Raw genomic sequence first — 19,233 nt, 5'->3', positions numbered from 1 at the left:
CCAGCTCCGCAGAACGACAGGGTTAGGAATAGGACCTCATGCGGTTCGCAAGGCGCGATAACTCCGATGCAGTCCACCCGACGCGTGAGTGGATCGCCCAACATAGCTCCGCAGGATCGCATAGGGGGCAGGATCGCATAGGGGGCAACAAGGACGCGCCACAATAGGCGAGTGCGGAACGTCCAGGGGCGCATCGCGTCAACGTACAACGAACCCGTGTACATGGATAGCTACGCCGCAAGAGACCCACCGTTTTGCGTCCACCGACGCGTGCGTAACGTCCAATAGCCTCCGTTAGCGAGAACGAATCTTGCTCACAAAGATCGGCATGACAGTCCGCGGCTTGCCAGGGCACCCAGGACAAGAACAAGCAGTCCATAGATGCCAAGCAGTCCCGTCGAGGTGGCTCCAAAGGCAGCAGTGGCGATCCCTGCCGCAATCGCGAAGTCACGGATAGCGACTGGCAAGACGATACCGGTTCGTGTCGCACGCGAGGTGCCGATCGAAACAGCCATTCCAATCAGTGTCGAACCCGCTACAAAGACGATCAACAACCCAACACCTACCAAATACACGGGTTCCAGTTGCACTTGACTCGCCACCTCCCAAATCAGCAACAGAAGGGCTAGTGAGCCAAGGATACCGCCAAAGGTCCTCCCGAACCCCGTTGGGGTCAATCTCATCCCGACAAGCGCTCCCAGCGCCAAAGGGATAGCAACCACAACCACCAAGGTTCCACCAAGTCCGATGGTATCGAGATGCGATGCAGTGGAAAGGACGGAGAGGATTGGACCTGCCGCCAGGATGGTAACGACGGTGGACCCTAGCACCAACAGAGCTGCGATAGCCACATCCCCCGCTCCAAGACTCACGAGTGCAAGTGATGCCACCTCGCTTGGGGCGACACCAACCGCAAGCAAGGCGTCACGCAGCTGACCCCCCACAAGATGACTGAGGCCCCATGCAAGCAGAGGGAAAACAATGCTACTCGCGGCCAAGGCGGCGAGTAGTCGCCATCCAGCACGTCGAGCCGCTGCCAAGCGCGCAAAGTCGACTGTCAGCCCAGCGGTGAACACTAGCACCGCCAGTGTAACGTAGACCGTGTCCCCGTGGTCGAAGCTCCTACCCGGGGCTGGCAACCAGAGCGCAAGGACGCCGACAATCAGAACAAGATACACCATCCATCGCTCTAATAGATCCCGAACCCAACGCAACAGCATCGCTCACTCCTTCGATGACTGGGGTTCATGGCCCAAGTGGAGCGATGGCTCGTCTGAAGCAGCTGTCGCCGCAGGCTGGGAGCTCCTTGCGGCTCGGCGACGCCTACTATCGACGATGAGACCGATGATAGCTACCACAATTCCTACTCGAAGGGCAACATCGGCACTATTGAAGGTGCTCGGATAGAACGATAGATGGATCCAGTCCACGACCGGCGAGCGAAGCGGTCCGTCAGGTCCAATCCATCGAACAACCAGGTTGCCGATTCCTCCCCCGATGGCCAACGCAAACCCGATACGTCCGATCCAATTCGTGCTTCGCAACAAGAACCAGAGCACAACAATGACAACTACCTCGGCGACTTCCACAAGCCACTCGTGCTGTTCACCGATGCCAAATGCTGCCCCGGTGTTGTACACCAGACGGAGTTTGACGACACCACCAAAAAACGATGCTGTTCGAGCGCGGAGGTACGTCTTGGCCCAGACAGTTGTGGCGAGATCAACGACAACGGTGACGAGAACAACGATCGCCAACGACAGCCATCGAGCCGACCTTAGAGCACGCGAACATTTTGACAGATTGCACTCCTCAGCTCGTAACGCCCACACTCCAGCATAAATTAGCCTTCTCGTGAACCAACCGTTGCTTATCGAATCGAAACCGTGTGTTCACATTGATCAGGCGAGTTCATCCCCTCGCTAGCCGAAGACAGGGCTGTTGGTGGCAACACGAGTAACCGCTGCCATCAGCTCTCGACGAGGCCGGCCGTCAGGAGGTTCTTCTGCGTCATCGCGCGCTCAGCATGCCGTCGCCGCCGGTGACATACCCTCCAGGATGGTCCTTCACGACAAGATAGCGGTTGAACCGTATCAACAGTCATCGACCGCCACCTGAACTCGCTCACGTCACACCAAGAGAGCGAAGCGCCACGCAGACGGTCCCACGTCGCACGCTTCTGACGCGGGACTCCGGCATCACGCATGGAGCTCGATATCAGGCTTGACGCTCATGCGGTCGCTTGCTTTCGCCATAATCAACTGCTTTCGACATGGTCCACCGTGGCGATCAGCATCCTAAAGAGTACCAACTCCAGACGGGCATCGCTGGATGGACAGTTCTGTACCTCGGAGGCACCGTCTCGGAGCATCGAGGTAATCAATCCTCACCTCCCATCATCCTCCATCGCAATGATCTTCCTGCTCCTCATGGCACAATCGCTTGGTGAACAGGAGACACACTCGGTGAACAGAAGACACACTCGGTGAACAGAAGACACACTCGACAGCCCTGGTCCGCACCCGCACATGGTCCTAACCATGGTGAGGGATCGGCTCGGATCGCTCAAGGCGCCTTCGGTTCAAGGACCCCAGTCTCCAGCGCGAAAGACGCTAGCTTATGAAGCCTGCGCCTGCACATACAGCGCGCCAGCGGCCTGTGCTAACTGCTCTCCAAATCCCAAGCGAAAGCCATTTGACTCAAGATCGACGATAACCGCATCAAGCTGTCCTTTGGCTAAGCGACGTGCCTCATCAAGGGCGGCAGTGAAAGGATCATCGGTGCCGACCTCGTTGGGACGTGCGTCCGTGAGGACGACTACCAGAGGCTCAGTTCCTCGCCGCCTCAGATCAAGAGCAAGATCTCGACCAGCGGCGAGACCGCGCGCTAACGGGGTTCTGCCTGCGCGTTCCAAACCCAGCAACCTTGCACGCGCAACTTCGAGCGAGCGCGTCGGTCGCAGGCTGACCTGTGCGGTCTCACCTCCAAAGGAGACGACTGCCACCTGCGCTCGCTCTCGATAGGCGGTTCCGAGCAACTGTTCTATCGCCTCCGTCACAAGTGCGATCGCCTCTCGTCCCGCGACAGAGGCAGAGACGTCGACCACGAAGATGACACAGCGCTTGAGGGCCCGTTCGACCTCAAGATAGCGAAGGTCCTCGTGCACTAATCCACCAGTTCCGCCACGTCCAAGTCGCGCCACGATGGTGCGGGTCAACGAAAACGCACCGGGTTGTGTGACTTCATGATGACGAGCAACCTCGGCGCCCTGCCCTTCGGTGCTCCCCGTCTTCCTCGTTAACGAAGCCAACCGTTCTCCGAAGCTTGCTTGCGATTGCTCGCCTGAACCATCACCGGCACTTTCTCTGGATCCACCATCTCCACCGCCAGGTGTCGCGCCAGTAGTGCCATCCTTCGCCTCAGCCTCTTCTGTCCTGGACTCCTGTTCACGCTTTCGTGGCTCATCAGGTGCTGATCGAGGTGTCGTCTGACGAGACGAGGGTTCCTGTCGCTGGCGATGTTGAACGATCAACTCCATCACAGCCTCGATGTCCGTCTCCTCCACGCAGCTCCTGCCAGCCAGCGCCGCGTTGGCCCTCGCGGCCTTCGCAATGGCGACGTCAGCACGGAGCGAGCCGATACCAAGTTCAGCACAGCGACGAGCGATGCCCTCGAGTTGTGCGTCGAGCGCCACCTCCATCAGGCGAGCGCGCGCTTGCTCGATCAATAATCCGGCAGCCACGTCGGTATCGAGGTCAATCTCCGCGCCACGTTCAGTTTGTAGTCGTCGGCGCACTGCGAGTTGGCGGTCAATTGGATCCATCAACGGGTCCACCTGTACGGTCATGGCAAAACGATCAAGAAGTTGCGGGCGAAGTTCGCCTTCTTCGGGGTTCATCGTTCCAATCAGTGAAAAACGTGCCGGTTGAACGACGGAGACGGCATCGCGCTCAACACGGTTCACCCCCGTTGCTGCCGCATCAAGGATGAGGTCAACAATATGGTCAGCGAGCAGATTGATCTCATCGATGTAGAGTACGCCCCCGTGGGCCATCGCTAGCAACCCATCCTGCACCCGAACCTCACCGGAGCCGAGGGCCGAGCCGACGTCGATACTACCTTTTACTCGATCCTCCGTGGCGCCAAGGGGGATCTCCACAAAAGGCGCGGCGGGCCCAAGCAACTTTGCCAATGCTCGAGCGAGTGTTGTCTTGGCTGAACCCGGTGGACCCACCAACAACACGCCACCGATCGTCGGGTCAACGGCTAACAACCGCAACGCCAGCTTCGCCTTGGGCTGACCGACGACCGCATCAAAGGAGAGGAGATTACTCATCGTCCATCCGCCTCAAGATCGCCCTCGATACCGACAATAGTTCTGCGCAGATCGGATACTCGCTCAGGCGACGCCACCCACATGCCGCGTTCATGCGCCTCAAGCAGTCGCTCGCAGATCGAGACCAACGCCGTTGGGTTCACCTTGGTAAGAAAGGCCCGTCGGTTCGCATCCTTGACATAGCTATCGTGCACGGAGTCATACATCCAATCCTTGGCGACATGCGCGGTTGCGTCATAACCAAAGAGGTAATCAACCGTGGCCGCCATCTCGAAGGCGCCTTTGTAGCCATGGGTCATCATCGCATCGAGCCACTTCGGGTTCAACACCCGTGAGCGCACGACTCTTGCTGCCTCCTCCTCGATTCCCCGGACCTTTGGTCGCTGCGGGTCAGCAGAGTCACCAAAATATCCCTCCACATCACGTGCCCCTAGCGCCCTGGCCGCCGCGACCATACCACCGTGATCCTGAAGGTAGTCATCGGAGTCAAAAATGTCGTGTTCTCGATTGTCCTGTGCCTTATACGCAACCTCAAGCGTCTCAAGTCGCCGTTCAAGTAGGTGGCGGTTTGGCACTCCATGGCCACTACGGGAGTAGCTAAATCCACTCCACGTCAAGTAGACCTCGGAAAGGTCGGCATCATCATGCCAGGATCGACTCTCAAGCAGCGGCAGGATGCCAGACCCATACGAACGTGGTGAAGGTCCAAAAATCCTCTCGGTAACCCCAGCCTGAGCGACGGGGTTGAGTGCTCCTTCAGAGGTCTCCTTTGCCACAAGCTCGAACGCCTCATCGAGTAGGTCAATCGCCCCTGGAAAGGCGTCTCGAAAGAAGCCAGAGATACGACAGGTAACGTCCACCCGCGGTCGACCGAGCTCCTCGATCGGCACCGCATGCAGTCCACGGACACGGTGCGAAATCGGATCCCACTCCGGTCGGACGCCCAACAACGCCAGGACAGTCGAGATATCGTCTCCTCCTGTGCGCATGGCTGCTGTACCCCAGAGCACGACACCGATACTCCTCGGATACCGGCCCCCGTGTTCGTCCGAGAACCGCAGGACCATCGCTTCAGCTAAGCGTTGGCCAGTGAGAAAGGAGATCTGGGTCGGCAATGACCGTGGATCAACCGAATAGAAGTTTCGACCCGTTGGCAACGCGTGCGCCATCCCCCGCGTCGGTGCACCCGAGGGACCAGCAGCGATCGCCTGGCCGTTGAGCACCGCGAGGACAGCATCAAGTTCTCCGGTGGTTGCCGCCAGGTTTGGCACCAACACCGAGCCGACCCAGTGCAGCACCTTTTTGAGTTCTTCTCCAAGGGGGTAGCCAAGTCCAAGTGAACGACAAAACTCGGCATCATCGAAGATCGCGATATCGAAGTCGTGATCAGCATAGGCCCAGAGCAGCTCGGTCACCCGTTCATCATCCTCATCCACCTCGAGCCGCGTTGGATCCTCTGACCCACCAGCGACTAAGGGCCGCAGGGCTCCGGCGTCGAGCTGTGGCATTCGCGTGATAGCCACCAACATATCGATCAGTGCCTGGCCAACTGGCGGTTGACCGAGAATATGGAGGCCACCGCGGATGAGGGAGTCTTTGAGTTCGCAGAGATAGCCGTCAACATGTAAGAGGAAGTCATCAAAGAGATCCTGTTCCACACTCGGCGTATCGGTCACGCCCATATCCTCATGGAGGCGGGCGGCTTCGATAAGCTCCCAGATCTGTGAACGGATGGCTGGCAGCTTCTCTGGGTCGAGCGCGCTGATCCGCTGGTGTTCATCCATCAACATCTCCAGCCGTGCAAGGTCACCGTAGCTCTCTGCTCGCGTCATCGGAGGCACAAGATGGCCAACGAGGACGGCGTGGGTACGCCGTTTTGCCTGCGTTCCCTCCCCAGGGTCGTTGATCACGAAGGGATAGACCACCGGCAACGCCCCAAGGATGGTGTCGGGATAACAGGTCGGGCCCATCCCAACGGATTTACCAGGAAGCCATTCAGCAGTCCCGTGTTTGCCCAAATGACAGAGCGCATCGACATCGGCGATGGACTCCAACCAGTAATAGAAGGCGAGATAGTGATGGGTCGGGGGTAGCTCGGGTGAGTGATAGATCGCGATCGGGTTCTCGCCATAGCCTCGCGGAGGCTGGATCGCAACCGTCACGTTACCAAACTGCAACGCAGGGAAAACCAGGTGATCATCCTGCAGATAGATGGAGCCAGGAGGTGGCCCCCAACTCGCGGTCACGGCCGTCTGGAGCTCGTGCGGCAGGGTGTGGAACCAGTTGGTGTAGACATCGACCGGAAGCGTAATCCCACCACCCGCTCGCACAGCAGGGTGCTCGTAGTCGATCAGGTCGCCGAGATGGGCCATCAGCGCATCCGCATCCTCGGGTAATCCAACAATCTGATACCCCTCTTGAAGCATCCGGCGGGCAAGAACCATCAGGCTCGCCGGAGTGTCGAGACCGACAGCATTGCCAAGTCGCGAACGCTTGGTTGGATACGCCGAAAGCACGATAGCGATCCGCTTGTCCGCATTCTCTTTGTGTCGAAGACGGACGAGACGAAGCGTTAAATCCATCAATCGTTGGGTGCGCTCGTGATCGAGTCGATAGGCACTGATGCTCGCGCCAAACCCCTCATCCTCATCGATCAACTCCTTGAAGGCGATTGGGATGGTGATGATCCGGCCGTCAAACTCCGGCATAGCGACGTTCATTGCTACGTCAATGGGACGGAGCCCCGCTTGGCTCTCCTCCCATAGCGATCGTGGCGTCGTCGCGATGAGTGCCTGCAGCACCGGTACACCAAGATCAGCAAGTCCTCCAGCCTCCCAGGCCAGTGCATCAGCGTGACCGGCGGCAAGGACCGTTGCCAAGATGACATCAGGCGGTGTCGCACTGATCAGCTCCACAACCGAGGGTTCACCCTCGCCAACACGCAGCGAGTAGGCGTAGTAAACGTCGATCGCCAAGCGGTTCTGAATCGCAACGTCGACAAGGTCCTGGACAAAGGATAGGTTCCCGGAGATCACATGGGCTCGATAGATCATGACCGCGACACGGCCAACGGGTTCATCGGCGGACGCACGCACGAGGCAACCAAAGGATGGCACCTCTTCGAGCGCAGCAAAGCCGTAACCGGTCCTGGTAACGGTGTCGGAGAGAAAGCGAACGAAGTTCTCAAGATTAGCCACTCCGCCCTCGACCAGGTAACGGAAACCCTCTTCCCAGATACCTGCGGACACCGTGGAGGCCTCCATCATCTCCCGATCAGGTGCGTTATCTCCTGGATAGCTCACCAAAGGGACGCCACGCTCACGGCAGCGAGCGCTAATCTGGAGAAACCATCGACTCGCCTGGGCGCCACCAAGGAGACGGACAACAACGATGCGCGCATGATCGATGAGATCGTTCACCTCGGTTAACGCTTCGATCTGGCGCACGACCAGTCCAAAGTCCTCCCCCACGTCCTCCCAGACACTGCGCAAGGCCAAGACCTCGGTATCCGCATTGGTCAGATAGACAAACTTCTCCACACATTCCTCCCGCTGGGCCCTCGCATCGCCTCGTGAGTATCGGCCCGACCCGGCCACAGCACAGGTTAGCCGCCGAGCCTCTCGAGTCCTAGAAGCTGAGCGACATCAAGGTGTGCGCCAACAACCTCGCCAAGTTGGTCAAGACTTCGCTCTACGAACTCATCAAAATGCAGCTGGCTCGCAAAGGAACGCCCACGGGCACGAGCGAGCGCTGTGAGAAATGGCGATCGCAGATGATCCGCGTCGAAGAGTCCATGGAGCGTGGTGCCATAGATCTGGCCATCTCGACAGCTACCCTCTCGTACCGTCACTTCCCCCTCTTGGGTATCAGGACTGGCTAACATGAAAAACGGGTCCTCCTCGGCGACGACACGTCCGTGGTGAATCTGATAGCCGACCACCCGCGCTTGCCCAAAACAAGGTGCCGTTCCAACCACATTGGCTAACACCTTCTCTGCCTCGAAGACCACCTGCGCTCGCAGGAGGCCGAGGCCGTTGACGCGACCAACCCCCGACTCGATCGGGTCCTCGATCTGGTCGGCCAACAGCTGATAACCACCACAAATACCGAGTAGCCAGCAGCCCTGACCGAGGGCGTGTTCGAGCTGGGGTACAAATCCAGAGGAGCGCAACCACGACAGAGCGGTGACCGTTGCCTTCGTTCCGGGCAGCACTACCAGATCTGCGTCGGCAAGATCCTCGGGGCGACGAACAAAACGAAGATCGACATCCGGCTCCAGCACGAGTGGATCAAAGTCGGTGTAGTTGGCCAGATAGGGCAACTCCACCACGCGCACCCGAATCGGAGCCTCACTCCTCTGTCGGCTCCCAAGCCCATCCCTTCCCGACGGACTCCATTGGGTGACCCCAAGATTGATGGCATCTTCACCCGGCAGGTAGCCGTCAATGAGCGGCAGATTGCCGAACCACCGGGTACCAAGCCGTCGAGTCAATACATCGATACCGGGCTGAAGAATGCCTCCATCACCTCTCACACGGTTGATCACAAAACCCCGCAACAGGCTTCGATACTCCTCTGATAGGAGCGTATAGTGACCATAGATCGATGCAAAGACACCCCCTGGCTCGAGGTCACCGACCAAGACCGCCTCAAGTCCCACCGCTTGGGCAAACCGAAGATTTGCCAAATCACCCTCGAGAAGGTTGATCTCAGCGGCGGAGCCCGCTCCCTCCGCGATGATCAGTTCGTGGCTCGCGCTCAGCTCTTCGAAGGCCTCGACAACGGTTGCGAGCAGCTCTCGCTTGGTCGCTATCCATCGACCACTGGCAATCTCGCCAACTGGATGACCACGCACGATCAACTGCGATCGTTGTGCAGCCGTTGGCTTGATCAACACGGGGTTCATCGTCACGCTGAGATCGACCCCGGCCGCGCGCGCCTGGACTGCTTGGGCTCGGGCAACCTCCCCACGCTCGATCGTAACGGCGGAGTTCAACGCCATATTTTGGCCTTTAAATGGCGCAGCAGCGATCCCTCGCTGGCGACACCAACGCAAGAGACCCGTCACCACCAGTGACTTGCCTACATTGGAGCCGGTGCCGGCGATCAACACACCTCGAGCATGGGAACTCGTCACAGCAACCTCATCACCAAAACCCGACCCTCAGTCGGGATGGGTCACTCATCTGGAGAGGGCAGGTGTCACGGATACCATCATCGCCCAGTGTAAACGCAGGGCGGTCGGGTTCGTTGGTCGCTTCCGCAACAACCGCCTTCGCCCCACGCGAGAAGGAGTGGATCAGTGCACAAAAATCGCGATCATCGCGATCAGGAACAGAATGAGTAAGTAGCTCAGATACACGTTGAGCTGACCTCCCTGAAGCGGACTCAGCACGCGAGCGAGCCGGTTGACGCCCCTTCGCAACGATTGGATCAAACCAGCTCCAAGAATCGGAGCTTCTCCGGCGTGGTAGGTGGCCCGTTCGAGTACGTAACCGTGATCACGGTAGGAGCGCTCGGATGACGTCTTCGGCCGATAGAGGAACGAATAGACGGTCCGCAGCGGATTAGAGAAACCAAAAGCGGTGGTCGCACTCGCTACCAAGTCCACCGTCTCCCCACCACTCCAGGGCGGCACACGACGCGGTCTTGACCGCCGCAGTGCCAAGCCGACCGGCACACACGCAAAGAGTACCCCGACGATCACAAATTTGACCGGCGAGATAAAGGCAAAGCCAGCTGACAGAGGGACGATCAACAACCCATTCACCAGCGCCTTCGCACTCGCGGGATCTGGCCAGGAAGCGCGCCACATCAATGGTTCCCAAAACACGAGACTGATAGCCCCAGCAAGATTTGCCAACCCAAGAACGAGTACCGCGAGTCGGCGACCGGCGATAACCGATCTGCCTGGCCGCCTCGCACCCAGGAGCCCTACGCCGTAGAGTTTCACGAGCGTCGCCAGACTCAGTGCCGCTGAGAGCGCAAGTCCCGCCCCCACCAGAATCAGCGTCGTCCTCCCTGCCAAGGAGACAAGCGTGAAGTCATGGAAAAGTGCCTCAAAGAGCAGCCACTCGGTGACAAAACCCATCGCTGGTGGCATGGCCGACAGGCTCATCGATGCGATCAAGCCTCCGACACCAACCGTCCACGGGTACTCATGTCCAAGACCGATCTGGACGATCCGATAGTTCCCATCGCGCTCCTTTTTGACTGATGCCGCAAGAAAGAGGCTTGCCTTCGCAAGGCTATGGCCCATCAGATGCAGGATCCCAATCAACCAGCAGAGTCCGGCAAGTTCTTGTTGCCCTCCCGCCTGGAAAATCAGCGCCGCTCCAAGTGCCGCAATGGCGATACCCCCATTTTCAACACCTGACAAGGAGAGCAGTCGGAGCCAATCTCGCTGCTGAAAAGCGTAAAGAATAGCGATGATCGCCGAGAGCATGCCAAGAGCTGCGACCGTCACCCCGAGGAATAGTGTCGAGCTCGCATGAACCGGAAGCCATCGCAGCAGCGCACGACCCAAAGCGAAGTAGGCGGTGTTCAGAATGAGCGATGAGAGGATAGCACCGGTTGGCCCATCAGCGCACCCGTACGCCTCTGCCACCCACGCATACAACGGCGCGATCCCTAGTTTGGCTCCAAAGCCCACCAGGAATAGCAGCCCGATAATGGAGGAGACCACAACGCCGCGCGCGGCCCAGTCGCCCCGGAAATCGGCGAATCCAAGGTTTGGCCCCAAAAGGGCTACCGCCATGATCAGAGCGACACTGCCGACCTCAAGGAGTGCCAGCATCGTCAGTGTCGCCTTCGAGCCGTTCGTATCGGATCGGTTGGAAAGGATCATCACCGCGCTACCCAGACTCATGAGCTCCCAACCCACGATCATTGAGGCACCATTGTTCAACCCAGCAAGACAGAGTACACCAAGCAATGCAATCGCGACACCAAGTGACCACCAACCGCCCCGATCGCGGCGTACCGCGACCGCCAAGGCAACCGCCAACCAAGCAGGGGCCAAGATCAGCAACGCTGCGGTGTCCAAGCGCCACACCAGCGGCTGATTCTCTAGGACGAACAGATGCAGCGAACTCGTTCCGCTTGGCAGGCCAACGATATCGGCGACCAACGCTACGAGCACGCCAACCAACACCACCTTATGCGCAAGCGCTGGGCTCCAGGAAGAGAGGCGCGCCAGATGAAGACCAACACTCAGAATCAACAGGGTTGCAGCAATCGCCATGCCAAGGGTGGCAACCTGGGGGACGCTCATCAAGCTCTTCCCACAAGCGCGAGTAGTGCATCAGCGATGACCGCCGGATGTGGTGGACATCCAGGGAGCCATAGATCGACCGGAACGACTCCACCGAGACCTCGGTGTGCGTTGTAGCCACCGCCGTTGGTCCCACCGGAGATCGCACAGACACCGGTGGCGATCACGTACTTCGGTTCCGGCATCGCCTCATACGTCGAGACGAGAGGGTCATACATGGGACTCGTCACTGGTCCTGTGACTAATAACACATCCGCAAATCGGGGCGATGGGGTGAAGAACACACCAAATCGATGCAGGTTGTAGTAAGGGTTATCGAGCGCAGCGATCTCTGATTCACACCCATTGCACGAGCCACAGTCGATATGGCGCACAAAGAGACTTTTGCGCAACCGTCGCTGGCCTTTCGTGGGTTGCAACGTGGGCGGAGCAGGTTCAACGTTGTAGCTGCGGCGCAACGCATCGCGATCACTGTTGGCCCGGGTCAGGCTGGTCGGACGCGTCAGGACTTCAAACGGGCACTCCTCAACGCATAAGTTGCAATCGATGCAAGCACCATGATCGAGTTCTACCGCACCTTCGTCGATAGTAATCGCCTCCGTCGGACAGCTCCGAGCGCAGCGATCGCAACCCTCTGGACAACGATCGACGTTGGGCACCGGCAGGCCCTTCATCCCAGGCACCTCGTCGAGTGGCCATCCGACGGTCTTTACTCCGCCTCGAAGCCCGCGATAGGTCCATATCGACACCGACCCTACCTCCTATCGATCATTCCCGGCCACCGAAAGGCCAAAGCTCGCCTCGTTGATCGCGTAATCCATCATGTTGGTTCCATCGACGGTGTAGGGAAAGACACGCCAGTTCGAAAAGGATGGCTCCTTGATCTTCACTCTCGACAAGGATCCCCCGTTGCCGTAGACCACATAGATCAGGGTCCCACGGGTAGCCTCTACCCAACCCATCCCGCAAAAGGCATCCGACGATCCCCTGCGATCATCGTCAACCAGGACCGGACCATCCTCAAGCTGGGCAAGCACCTGGCGCACGATGGCAAAGGAGGCAAAAATCTCATACTCCCGGACCAGCGCGCGAGCCCGTGCGTCGCCCGTTGTTGCATCGGGCACTGCAAAGTGATAGTGCTCGTAGCCGCTGTAGGGATGGTCGCGGCGAAGATCGCGATCCAGCCCACTTGCACGTTCAACCGGACCAGTAGCCCCCTGCGCGAGCGCCACTTGTGCGCTCAGTATACCAGTGGTCTCAAGTCGATCACGATAGCTACGTGTTCGCGCTAAGGCATCGAGGTAGCTACGCGCTTGGTCCTCCAATTCGGTCAAGGCATCCCCAACTCCATCGGTTACAAGATCGCGACGCAACCCACCTGGCACAATCAGACCACGAAGGAAGCGGCCTCCGCTCAGCCGAGCGTTCAGCTGCTTGACAAGCTCTGCCAGATAGTGCCCCTCCGCATCGGCCACCTTCAACGTCGTCAACTTCGACAACAGGCCGAAGTATTGGAGATGGTTATACAATCGTTCCAGTTCAGCGAGGAGCACACGCAGCTGCTGTGCTCGAGTCGAGACATTAAGTTGGAGTGCATCTTCACAGGCGAGTGCAAACGCGAGCGCGTGAGCTACGCTATCAATGCCCGAAACGCGTTCAGCGAGTAGCGATCCGGCCTGAATTGATCTCCCCTCAAAGCGGGTCTCCATACCCCGATGTTTGTAAAACAGCCTGGTCTCTAAGTGAACGATACCCTCGCCCGCGTAGGAGAAGGTAAAGCTCCCAGACTCCACCACATCTGCGCGAACAGGACCGAAACGTAGCTGTTGTAGGTCCTCACCCCCAACCGCTGGCATCTCCATTGGGGTTGGCACAAACGCACATGGGTCCGAGTAGTTCCCATCCAGTCCGAGAAAGCCATCTGGCGCACGAGAACCCTCATGTAAGACGAACCGCCGCTGATCAGGGGAACCCATGAACCGGATCCCATACAGATCGGTGATTTCGCGTTCATAAGAACCCGCCAACGGAATCAGCGCAGCCAGCGACGGCACACTCAAACCAGGTGCCACAACGAGTCTCCACAGCTTGAAGGGTTCACGCTGTTCACTGCTGGCGAGATAGCTCAGCTCGATTCCCTCTGGGCTTCGACGTGCCCAGATTGCCTGCAGGCGCCGGTAGGTGCGTGGCGCTTGCTCCGGATCAACGGCGAGTTCGGAGAGGAGGGCGACCAGTTCGCCCGGTTCGCTAATGGAGATCTCATTCCGCGACGTCATCAGTGACCTCCAAACGTTGCAGCGATGTGCGTGAAGTAGACCCAAAGGGGTTGAGGCCACCAAACGCCGAGCACAAGGACAAGTGCCATCGCTACGACCATGGGAGCCACTGACGTTAGAGGAAGCGAAACCTGACGTGCACTAGCCGCAGAGCCTTGCGGCCGAGGGCCCGAGAAGAACATCTTGCGAAAGTGGGTCATGAAACCAACAAAGATGACGATCAACGCCACACCCATAACACCAACTGCCCAAGGGTTAGCGCTCGCGATTCCACCTCGAGCGATGGTCAACTCGCTTAGAAAGAGGCCAAACGGAGGAGCCCCTACGGCGGCTACCGCCGCGGCGAGCCAGGCGGCACCCATGACCGGAAAACGATCCCCGATACGACGGATACCAGCAATCTGTCGAGTGCCATAGGACTCAATCGCATTGCCGGCACCAAAGAACACTGCGGACTTGGTGAGCGAATGATTGACCATCTGATACAGTGCGCCAACGGTTCCGAGCACCCCACCAAAGCCAAAACCGAGAGCAATGATTCCGATATGTTCAACACTCGAGTAGGCCGCGAGTCGCTTGATACCTCGCTGGCGCGTGATGAACAATGCAGCCACCACCAGGCTTGTCACTCCCAGCAGCACAAGGGCCCGGCTCGCATCCCCACCCATGCTTGTTCGACGCAAGATTCCGAGGTAACGTACGATCCCCAACATCGCGCAGTTCAAGAGCCCACCAGAGAGCATCGCCGAGACCGGAGTTGGACCTTCGCTGTGGGCATCGGGTAACCAGGTATGCATCGGAGCGAGGCCAGCCTTGGTGCCATAACCGATGAGAACGAGCAAGAAGGCCACCAGCAGCAGCGTTGGATCCGCCTTAGGGGCAATCCGTTCAAAACTCTCCCATGTCATCGGATAACTGGCGCCTCGCACGAAGGTGCCTGCAAAATAGAAAAGAACGGTGCCGATCAGGGCAAGTGATAACCCTACCGCAACGATGACCAGATACTTCCAAGCCGCCTCAATGGCACGTCGGTGCGGCTCTAATCCGACAAGAATGGCACTGATCAACGTGGTGAGGTCAATGCCTACCCAGTACAATCCAGGATTGTTCTGAATCGGCGACAGGATCATCACCAGGGCAAAGCAAGCGAACAAGCTATAGAAGATGCGCAGCGAACGCGGCGAACGCCCCTGACCACGGAGATAGCCACGGGCGTACACGGTTGCAGAGAGATAGACCAACCCTAGACACACCAGCACCCACACCCCGAATGGATCGATCAACAAAAGGGAATCAACACCGACGACACCACGACTAGGCACAATCACTAACAGCCAAAGGATGAGCGCAAGGTCCACCACGGCGGCCGTGAGGTTCACCGACTCCGCTACGACAGGTCTCGGAGCGATGAGCGACAGTAGTGCTGCCGCGCCGGTGACCGCCAAGATGATAAAGACAAGTATCCAAATCATCCGGTAAGCTCCTTCATGACACGAACATCAGTCACACCCAGGTGACTGCGCATGGATCGGACCAACACGGCATAGGTGGCGATGATAATGAGCAGGTCGAACAGAAAGACGATCTCAAGAAAAAACGGCAACCCGGGCACGAGTATCACCGATCCGGCAAGAACCCCATTCTCGATCATCAAGAGACCCAGCAAGCTCGACAGCGCTTCGGTTCGCAGGGTAAGCATCAAAAAGGCGATGAACTCGACACCCAAGAGCACCGTTAAGGCAAGGACATCGATCGCTGGCATGCCGAGCAGTTGGTGATGGATCTCCTCCGCGATGACCAACGCCAAGATCACCAGAACTCCGCCAATGACCAATGTCGAACTCGATCGCAGTATCGGTGCTTGTTCCCGCCCCACTCCGGTGCGATCCAACAATCGAATGACCAGGAAAGGGATCAACAAGCCTCGGATGACGATCGTGAGCACTGCGATACCATAGAGCAACGGATAATGTCCCCAGAGCGCCACCACCACCGAAATCGCTGCGATGACCCAGGACTGCACGGTGAAGGCATAGACGTGGTTGCGCACCCAGTGCGAGCCAAGAATCGCAAAGCTCAGAATAAGTACGACAAAGAGTGCGAGGCTCAAAACTGCGATGACGATTGGGTGGTGTGCTATGAGATTCATACCACCTGCCTTGCGACCACGGCCAGAACCGCCAAGACGAGGGCGAGAGCAAGTGGTTCCTGGTAGCGGAAGAACCGCAATCTCGACTGAACCGTCTCCACCACTACCATGACAACGGCGACCAAGAGCCACTTGCCCAATAGAACCACCACGCTCAGCGCGACCGTTGGGACCGATCCATTCGAGGAGAGCCCCCAGGGGATGGCGAGGACGTTCACAAAGATCGTGTAGAGAATGGCCTGTTTCATCCACGACGACCACCGAATGAGGCCAAGCATCGGACCCGAGTATTCGAGAATGCGTGCCTCTCCGATCATGTAGACCTCGTAATGAATCGAGGAATGGATTGGCAGTCGCTCAGTCTCCACCGTCAGCAAGATCAAAAACGCCGCCACGAAAAAGAGATGGGCGGGACTGAGATAGATGGCAAGGCTCGCCACAAGAAGGTGATTGACCACGAAAGGAAGCATCGACTCCGCCAACAATGTGATGCCGATGAAGACCATAATGAGGCTCGGTTCAGCAAGGATCGCAAGGATCGACTCTCGCGAACTGCCCATACCTCCAAAGGGATGTCCGGTATCAAGTCCCGAAAGACTCAGAAAGAACGCCGCCAGCGTCAGAATGAGGCCACCACCGAGTATGTCACCGATGTTGGAGAGCGGCAATGGGAAGTTTGTCAAAACAGGGATCAACATCGGCACAATCATCATCGCAACAAAGGCAACGATCGGTGTCAGCCAGAAGATGAACGATGCGGTCGTTGGTACCAACTGCTCCTTGTGGAAGTACTTCCATAGATCTCGATAGGGCTGTACTATCGAGGGTCCTTGGTTTCCCTGCACACGCTCTTCGGCAGCAACGATGAAACCATGGACCAATGGCGAAAGCAACAGAATAGTCAGCACTTGGGAGACCTGTAGCAACACCTCGCTCACCGGCTAGCAACACCTCCGCTTCGACACACCCTCTGCCCCAACAAGCCCACATCAACCGCGGGCCCGCGACTACAACTCAGCAGAGGAGTCATCAGCCGATGTGGCGTTGCAAGGTGGACTCCATCACCCTTTGGAACCAGCGTAGCCGCTAAGGATCGCCCCTGTCAATCCCTACGTTCCTTCGAGGAAGGTGCTAGTACGATGCCTTCATTCTGTGGGCCGTACTGGCCTACCTGTGGGCTGCCTCGCTCAGCGCAGACTCGCCAGCGCCTAGGTGCTAATCGAGACCAAGAATGAGCGAGCACTCTGGCCAAGCCGACCATCCACCTTGCCGTTGCTCGACCTCGGCAGCCTGGTTCTGTGTGGCGGGACTCGCAGCCGACGGTAACCCAGCAAACCTGAGTCCCGTCCACGTCGAGGGCGAGAATTGGTAGGCGCCGAAGTAGCCATTGCCGGTATTGTCCTGATAATTGCCCCCGGATTCACAGTTACGCAACGCAGCAAAGGCCTGCGCCGATGGTGGCGCGGGCGTTCCTCCCCACTGGCTGCCAGCACCTCCACTCGAGACCGCAACACTGACCCCTGCAGCGCTCGGTGCACCCTGGGCCTGGGGTTGTGGCGTGACCGCCTGTTGTTGGGCGGCGGCCTGTTGTTGGGCGGCGGCCTGTTGTTGGGCGGCGGCCTGTTGTTGGGCGGCAGCCTGTTGTTGGGCGGCGGCCTGTTGTTGTTGGAGCAGAGCGGCTTGTTGGGCAGCTTGTTGGGCAAGCTGCTGTTGCACCAGCGCTGCAATCTGACCGTGCACCGAAGCCAACGCAGCCTGTTCGTTGGCGACTCCTGATTGGAGCGATGCCAGGTCCTGACTGAGCGACTGCTGTGCCTGAGTCGCGGCCGACACCTGATGCGCATCATAGGCCACAAGGGCGGTGACGGCCTGCTGATCCCGCTGGTAGTTGGTGATAACGTTCACGACGTAGCCACTCGCCACACTCTCATAGGTTGACTGAGCTGCCACACTATTCTGATCGGTGTTGAGGGCATTGATAACCCCACTCGAGCCCGAGGCATCCGTAAACTTCGCGATGGCCAACTGCACTAAAAGACTTTTCTCGCCAGCCATCTGAACTCGCTCATGTACTAGTTGAGCAGTTCCCCGTGCCAGATTTGCGCGATCAACGGCAAGCTGATGACGCGCAGCACTCGCCTGAACGGCCACTAGACGAATCTCGGCAGATTGAGCTGAGATCTGGGCACTGAGCTGGGTTGCTTGCGCTTGGAGCGTCGCCTGAGAAGCACTCGTCAACTGCGTGGACGGGGCAGGTATAACCACCACCCCAATCAACCCTGCAGTGAAAGCAAGTCCCTTAGCAACTGTTCTCACTGGCATCGCCCCGTTAGAACTCCATCCTTCGTATTCCTTCATCTTAGCCTGGATCCACCGCCTCACCCCGGTTTCGGGGTGAGGCGGTGGCCTGAGGCCGTGATTGTGTGCCGTTGCGGTAACCCGTGGCCGTGGATCGGTTCTGACTCAGATTCTGCATTGATGACTGGGACAGTAGCTGATTCGCCGTATTCGACAACATAGAACGGCTGGGGGGGTCGTCATTCCAGTCTTCTCTGCTGTTCAGCGGTGACCGGGGGCTTCCATAATCCAAGCTCCACCCCAAGGTCTCAGTATCGGCCCCCAGCAACCGTTCACTATCCCGCCCTCACCAGTGACCCTCTCGCGCTTGGAAAGTGACATCCGAGCCACTCTCAATGCCAATGCCCAATTGGATCGCCAGATGCCATCCAGGCCAGACTCGAAGCGGTCCTTGACACTACTAACCAGACCCTCCCCGCAATCGGAGCCCGCCTGGCCAGACTTTAGGCCTGACACCCGAATCCCACACTCTGATCCTCCGGTGTATCTGGAATGATCCATCTCCCGCGTCCATCGAACGGATGACATACCAACAGTCTTTGTTCAACACTTGTTACAATCACTGAGATCAACCTGGTCTTCTCGTATCATCGATTCGCTGCTCACGTGAACAGCAATGGCTGTTCGACAGAGCCGCGCCCACGCACGAACGCAGATGATTGCACGCACTGTCATCGACCTCCCTACACGACGAAAAACGCCACCATCGAAGTCATCGCACCTCACCGGCACGCGATAGGCGACGGTCTGTACGAGTGCGGTGCCAGAACAGGCATTTGAACTAGTAGTATAATTATGTGGCGATTTGTGGAACTTTTGTGGCGAACTGTACTATGCTGAT

At 58.2% G+C, this 19,233-nt stretch carries 12 protein-coding genes and 1 riboswitch; all 12 genes read right to left on the bottom strand.

Translation table 11 applies throughout. The annotated features are described in order from the left end of the window. Positions 1–314 precede the first annotated feature (314 nt). The 12 genes from M7Q83_RS10035 to M7Q83_RS09980 all read right to left on the bottom strand — a co-directional run bounded on the left by M7Q83_RS10035 (position 315) and on the right by M7Q83_RS09980 (position 18,392). Positions 315–1,220, bottom strand: a complete 906-nt coding sequence (locus M7Q83_RS10035) for a hypothetical protein (RefSeq protein ID WP_298338142.1) — start codon at positions 1,218–1,220, stop codon at positions 315–317. 3 nt (positions 1,221–1,223) lie between these two features. Continuing rightward, a complete protein-coding gene (gene lspA / locus M7Q83_RS10030) occupies positions 1,224–1,832 on the bottom strand; it encodes a signal peptidase II (RefSeq protein WP_298338140.1) in 609 nt (202 codons plus the stop codon). 785 nt (positions 1,833–2,617) lie between these two features. Beyond that, on the bottom strand, positions 2,618–4,336 hold the full coding sequence (locus M7Q83_RS10025) for an AAA family ATPase (protein ID WP_298338138.1): 1,719 nt from the start codon (positions 4,334–4,336) through the stop codon (positions 2,618–2,620). After that, the gene (cobN, locus tag M7Q83_RS10020) at positions 4,333–7,875 is read right to left on the bottom strand and encodes a cobaltochelatase subunit CobN (RefSeq protein WP_298338136.1); all 3,543 of its coding nucleotides are present in this window, start codon (positions 7,873–7,875) and stop codon (positions 4,333–4,335) included. The genes M7Q83_RS10025 and cobN overlap by 4 nt, the downstream gene beginning before the upstream one ends. A gap of 65 nt (positions 7,876–7,940) precedes the next feature. Continuing rightward, complete coding sequence (locus M7Q83_RS10015; protein WP_298338134.1) at positions 7,941–9,473, bottom strand: cobyric acid synthase; 1,533 nt, start codon at positions 9,471–9,473, stop codon at positions 7,941–7,943. A 162-nt stretch (positions 9,474–9,635) separates the two neighbouring features. Then, positions 9,636–11,609 carry a proton-conducting transporter membrane subunit gene (locus tag M7Q83_RS10010; RefSeq protein WP_298338132.1) on the bottom strand — a complete coding sequence of 658 codons (1,974 nt, stop codon included), beginning with the start codon at positions 11,607–11,609 and terminating at the stop codon, positions 9,636–9,638. Then, positions 11,609–12,358 (bottom strand): NADH-quinone oxidoreductase subunit NuoB, encoded by a 750-nt coding sequence (nuoB, locus tag M7Q83_RS10005; RefSeq protein ID WP_298338130.1) that lies wholly within the window; start codon positions 12,356–12,358, stop codon positions 11,609–11,611. The genes M7Q83_RS10010 and nuoB overlap by 1 nt, the downstream gene beginning before the upstream one ends. 12 nt (positions 12,359–12,370) lie before the next feature. Continuing rightward, positions 12,371–13,885 (bottom strand): NADH-quinone oxidoreductase subunit C, encoded by a 1,515-nt coding sequence (locus tag M7Q83_RS10000; RefSeq protein WP_298338129.1) that lies wholly within the window; start codon positions 13,883–13,885, stop codon positions 12,371–12,373. Beyond that, positions 13,885–15,357 carry a proton-conducting transporter membrane subunit gene (locus M7Q83_RS09995; protein WP_298338126.1) on the bottom strand — a complete coding sequence of 491 codons (1,473 nt, stop codon included), beginning with the start codon at positions 15,355–15,357 and terminating at the stop codon, positions 13,885–13,887. Before M7Q83_RS09995 ends, M7Q83_RS10000 begins: the two co-directional genes overlap by 1 nt. Continuing rightward, complete coding sequence (locus M7Q83_RS09990; protein WP_298338125.1) at positions 15,354–16,034, bottom strand: hypothetical protein; 681 nt, start codon at positions 16,032–16,034, stop codon at positions 15,354–15,356. Before M7Q83_RS09990 ends, M7Q83_RS09995 begins: the two co-directional genes overlap by 4 nt. Then, positions 16,031–16,972: an NADH-quinone oxidoreductase subunit H gene (locus M7Q83_RS09985; RefSeq protein WP_298338123.1), complete on the bottom strand. Its 942-nt coding sequence runs from the start codon at positions 16,970–16,972 to the stop codon at positions 16,031–16,033. The genes M7Q83_RS09990 and M7Q83_RS09985 overlap by 4 nt, the downstream gene beginning before the upstream one ends. Before the next feature lie 75 nt (positions 16,973–17,047). After that, positions 17,048–17,109: riboswitch (Fluoride riboswitch) on the bottom strand. Positions 17,110–17,249: 140 nt separating this feature from the next. Beyond that, complete coding sequence (locus M7Q83_RS09980; protein ID WP_298338121.1) at positions 17,250–18,392, bottom strand: transglycosylase family protein; 1,143 nt, start codon at positions 18,390–18,392, stop codon at positions 17,250–17,252. Between the last annotated feature and the right edge of the window lie 841 nt (positions 18,393–19,233).

The sequence above is a fragment of the Ferrimicrobium sp. genome, assembly GCF_027364955.1.
GTDB lineage: Bacteria > Actinomycetota > Acidimicrobiia > Acidimicrobiales > Acidimicrobiaceae > Ferrimicrobium.
This window is presented reverse-complemented; position numbering and strand designations above follow the sequence as displayed.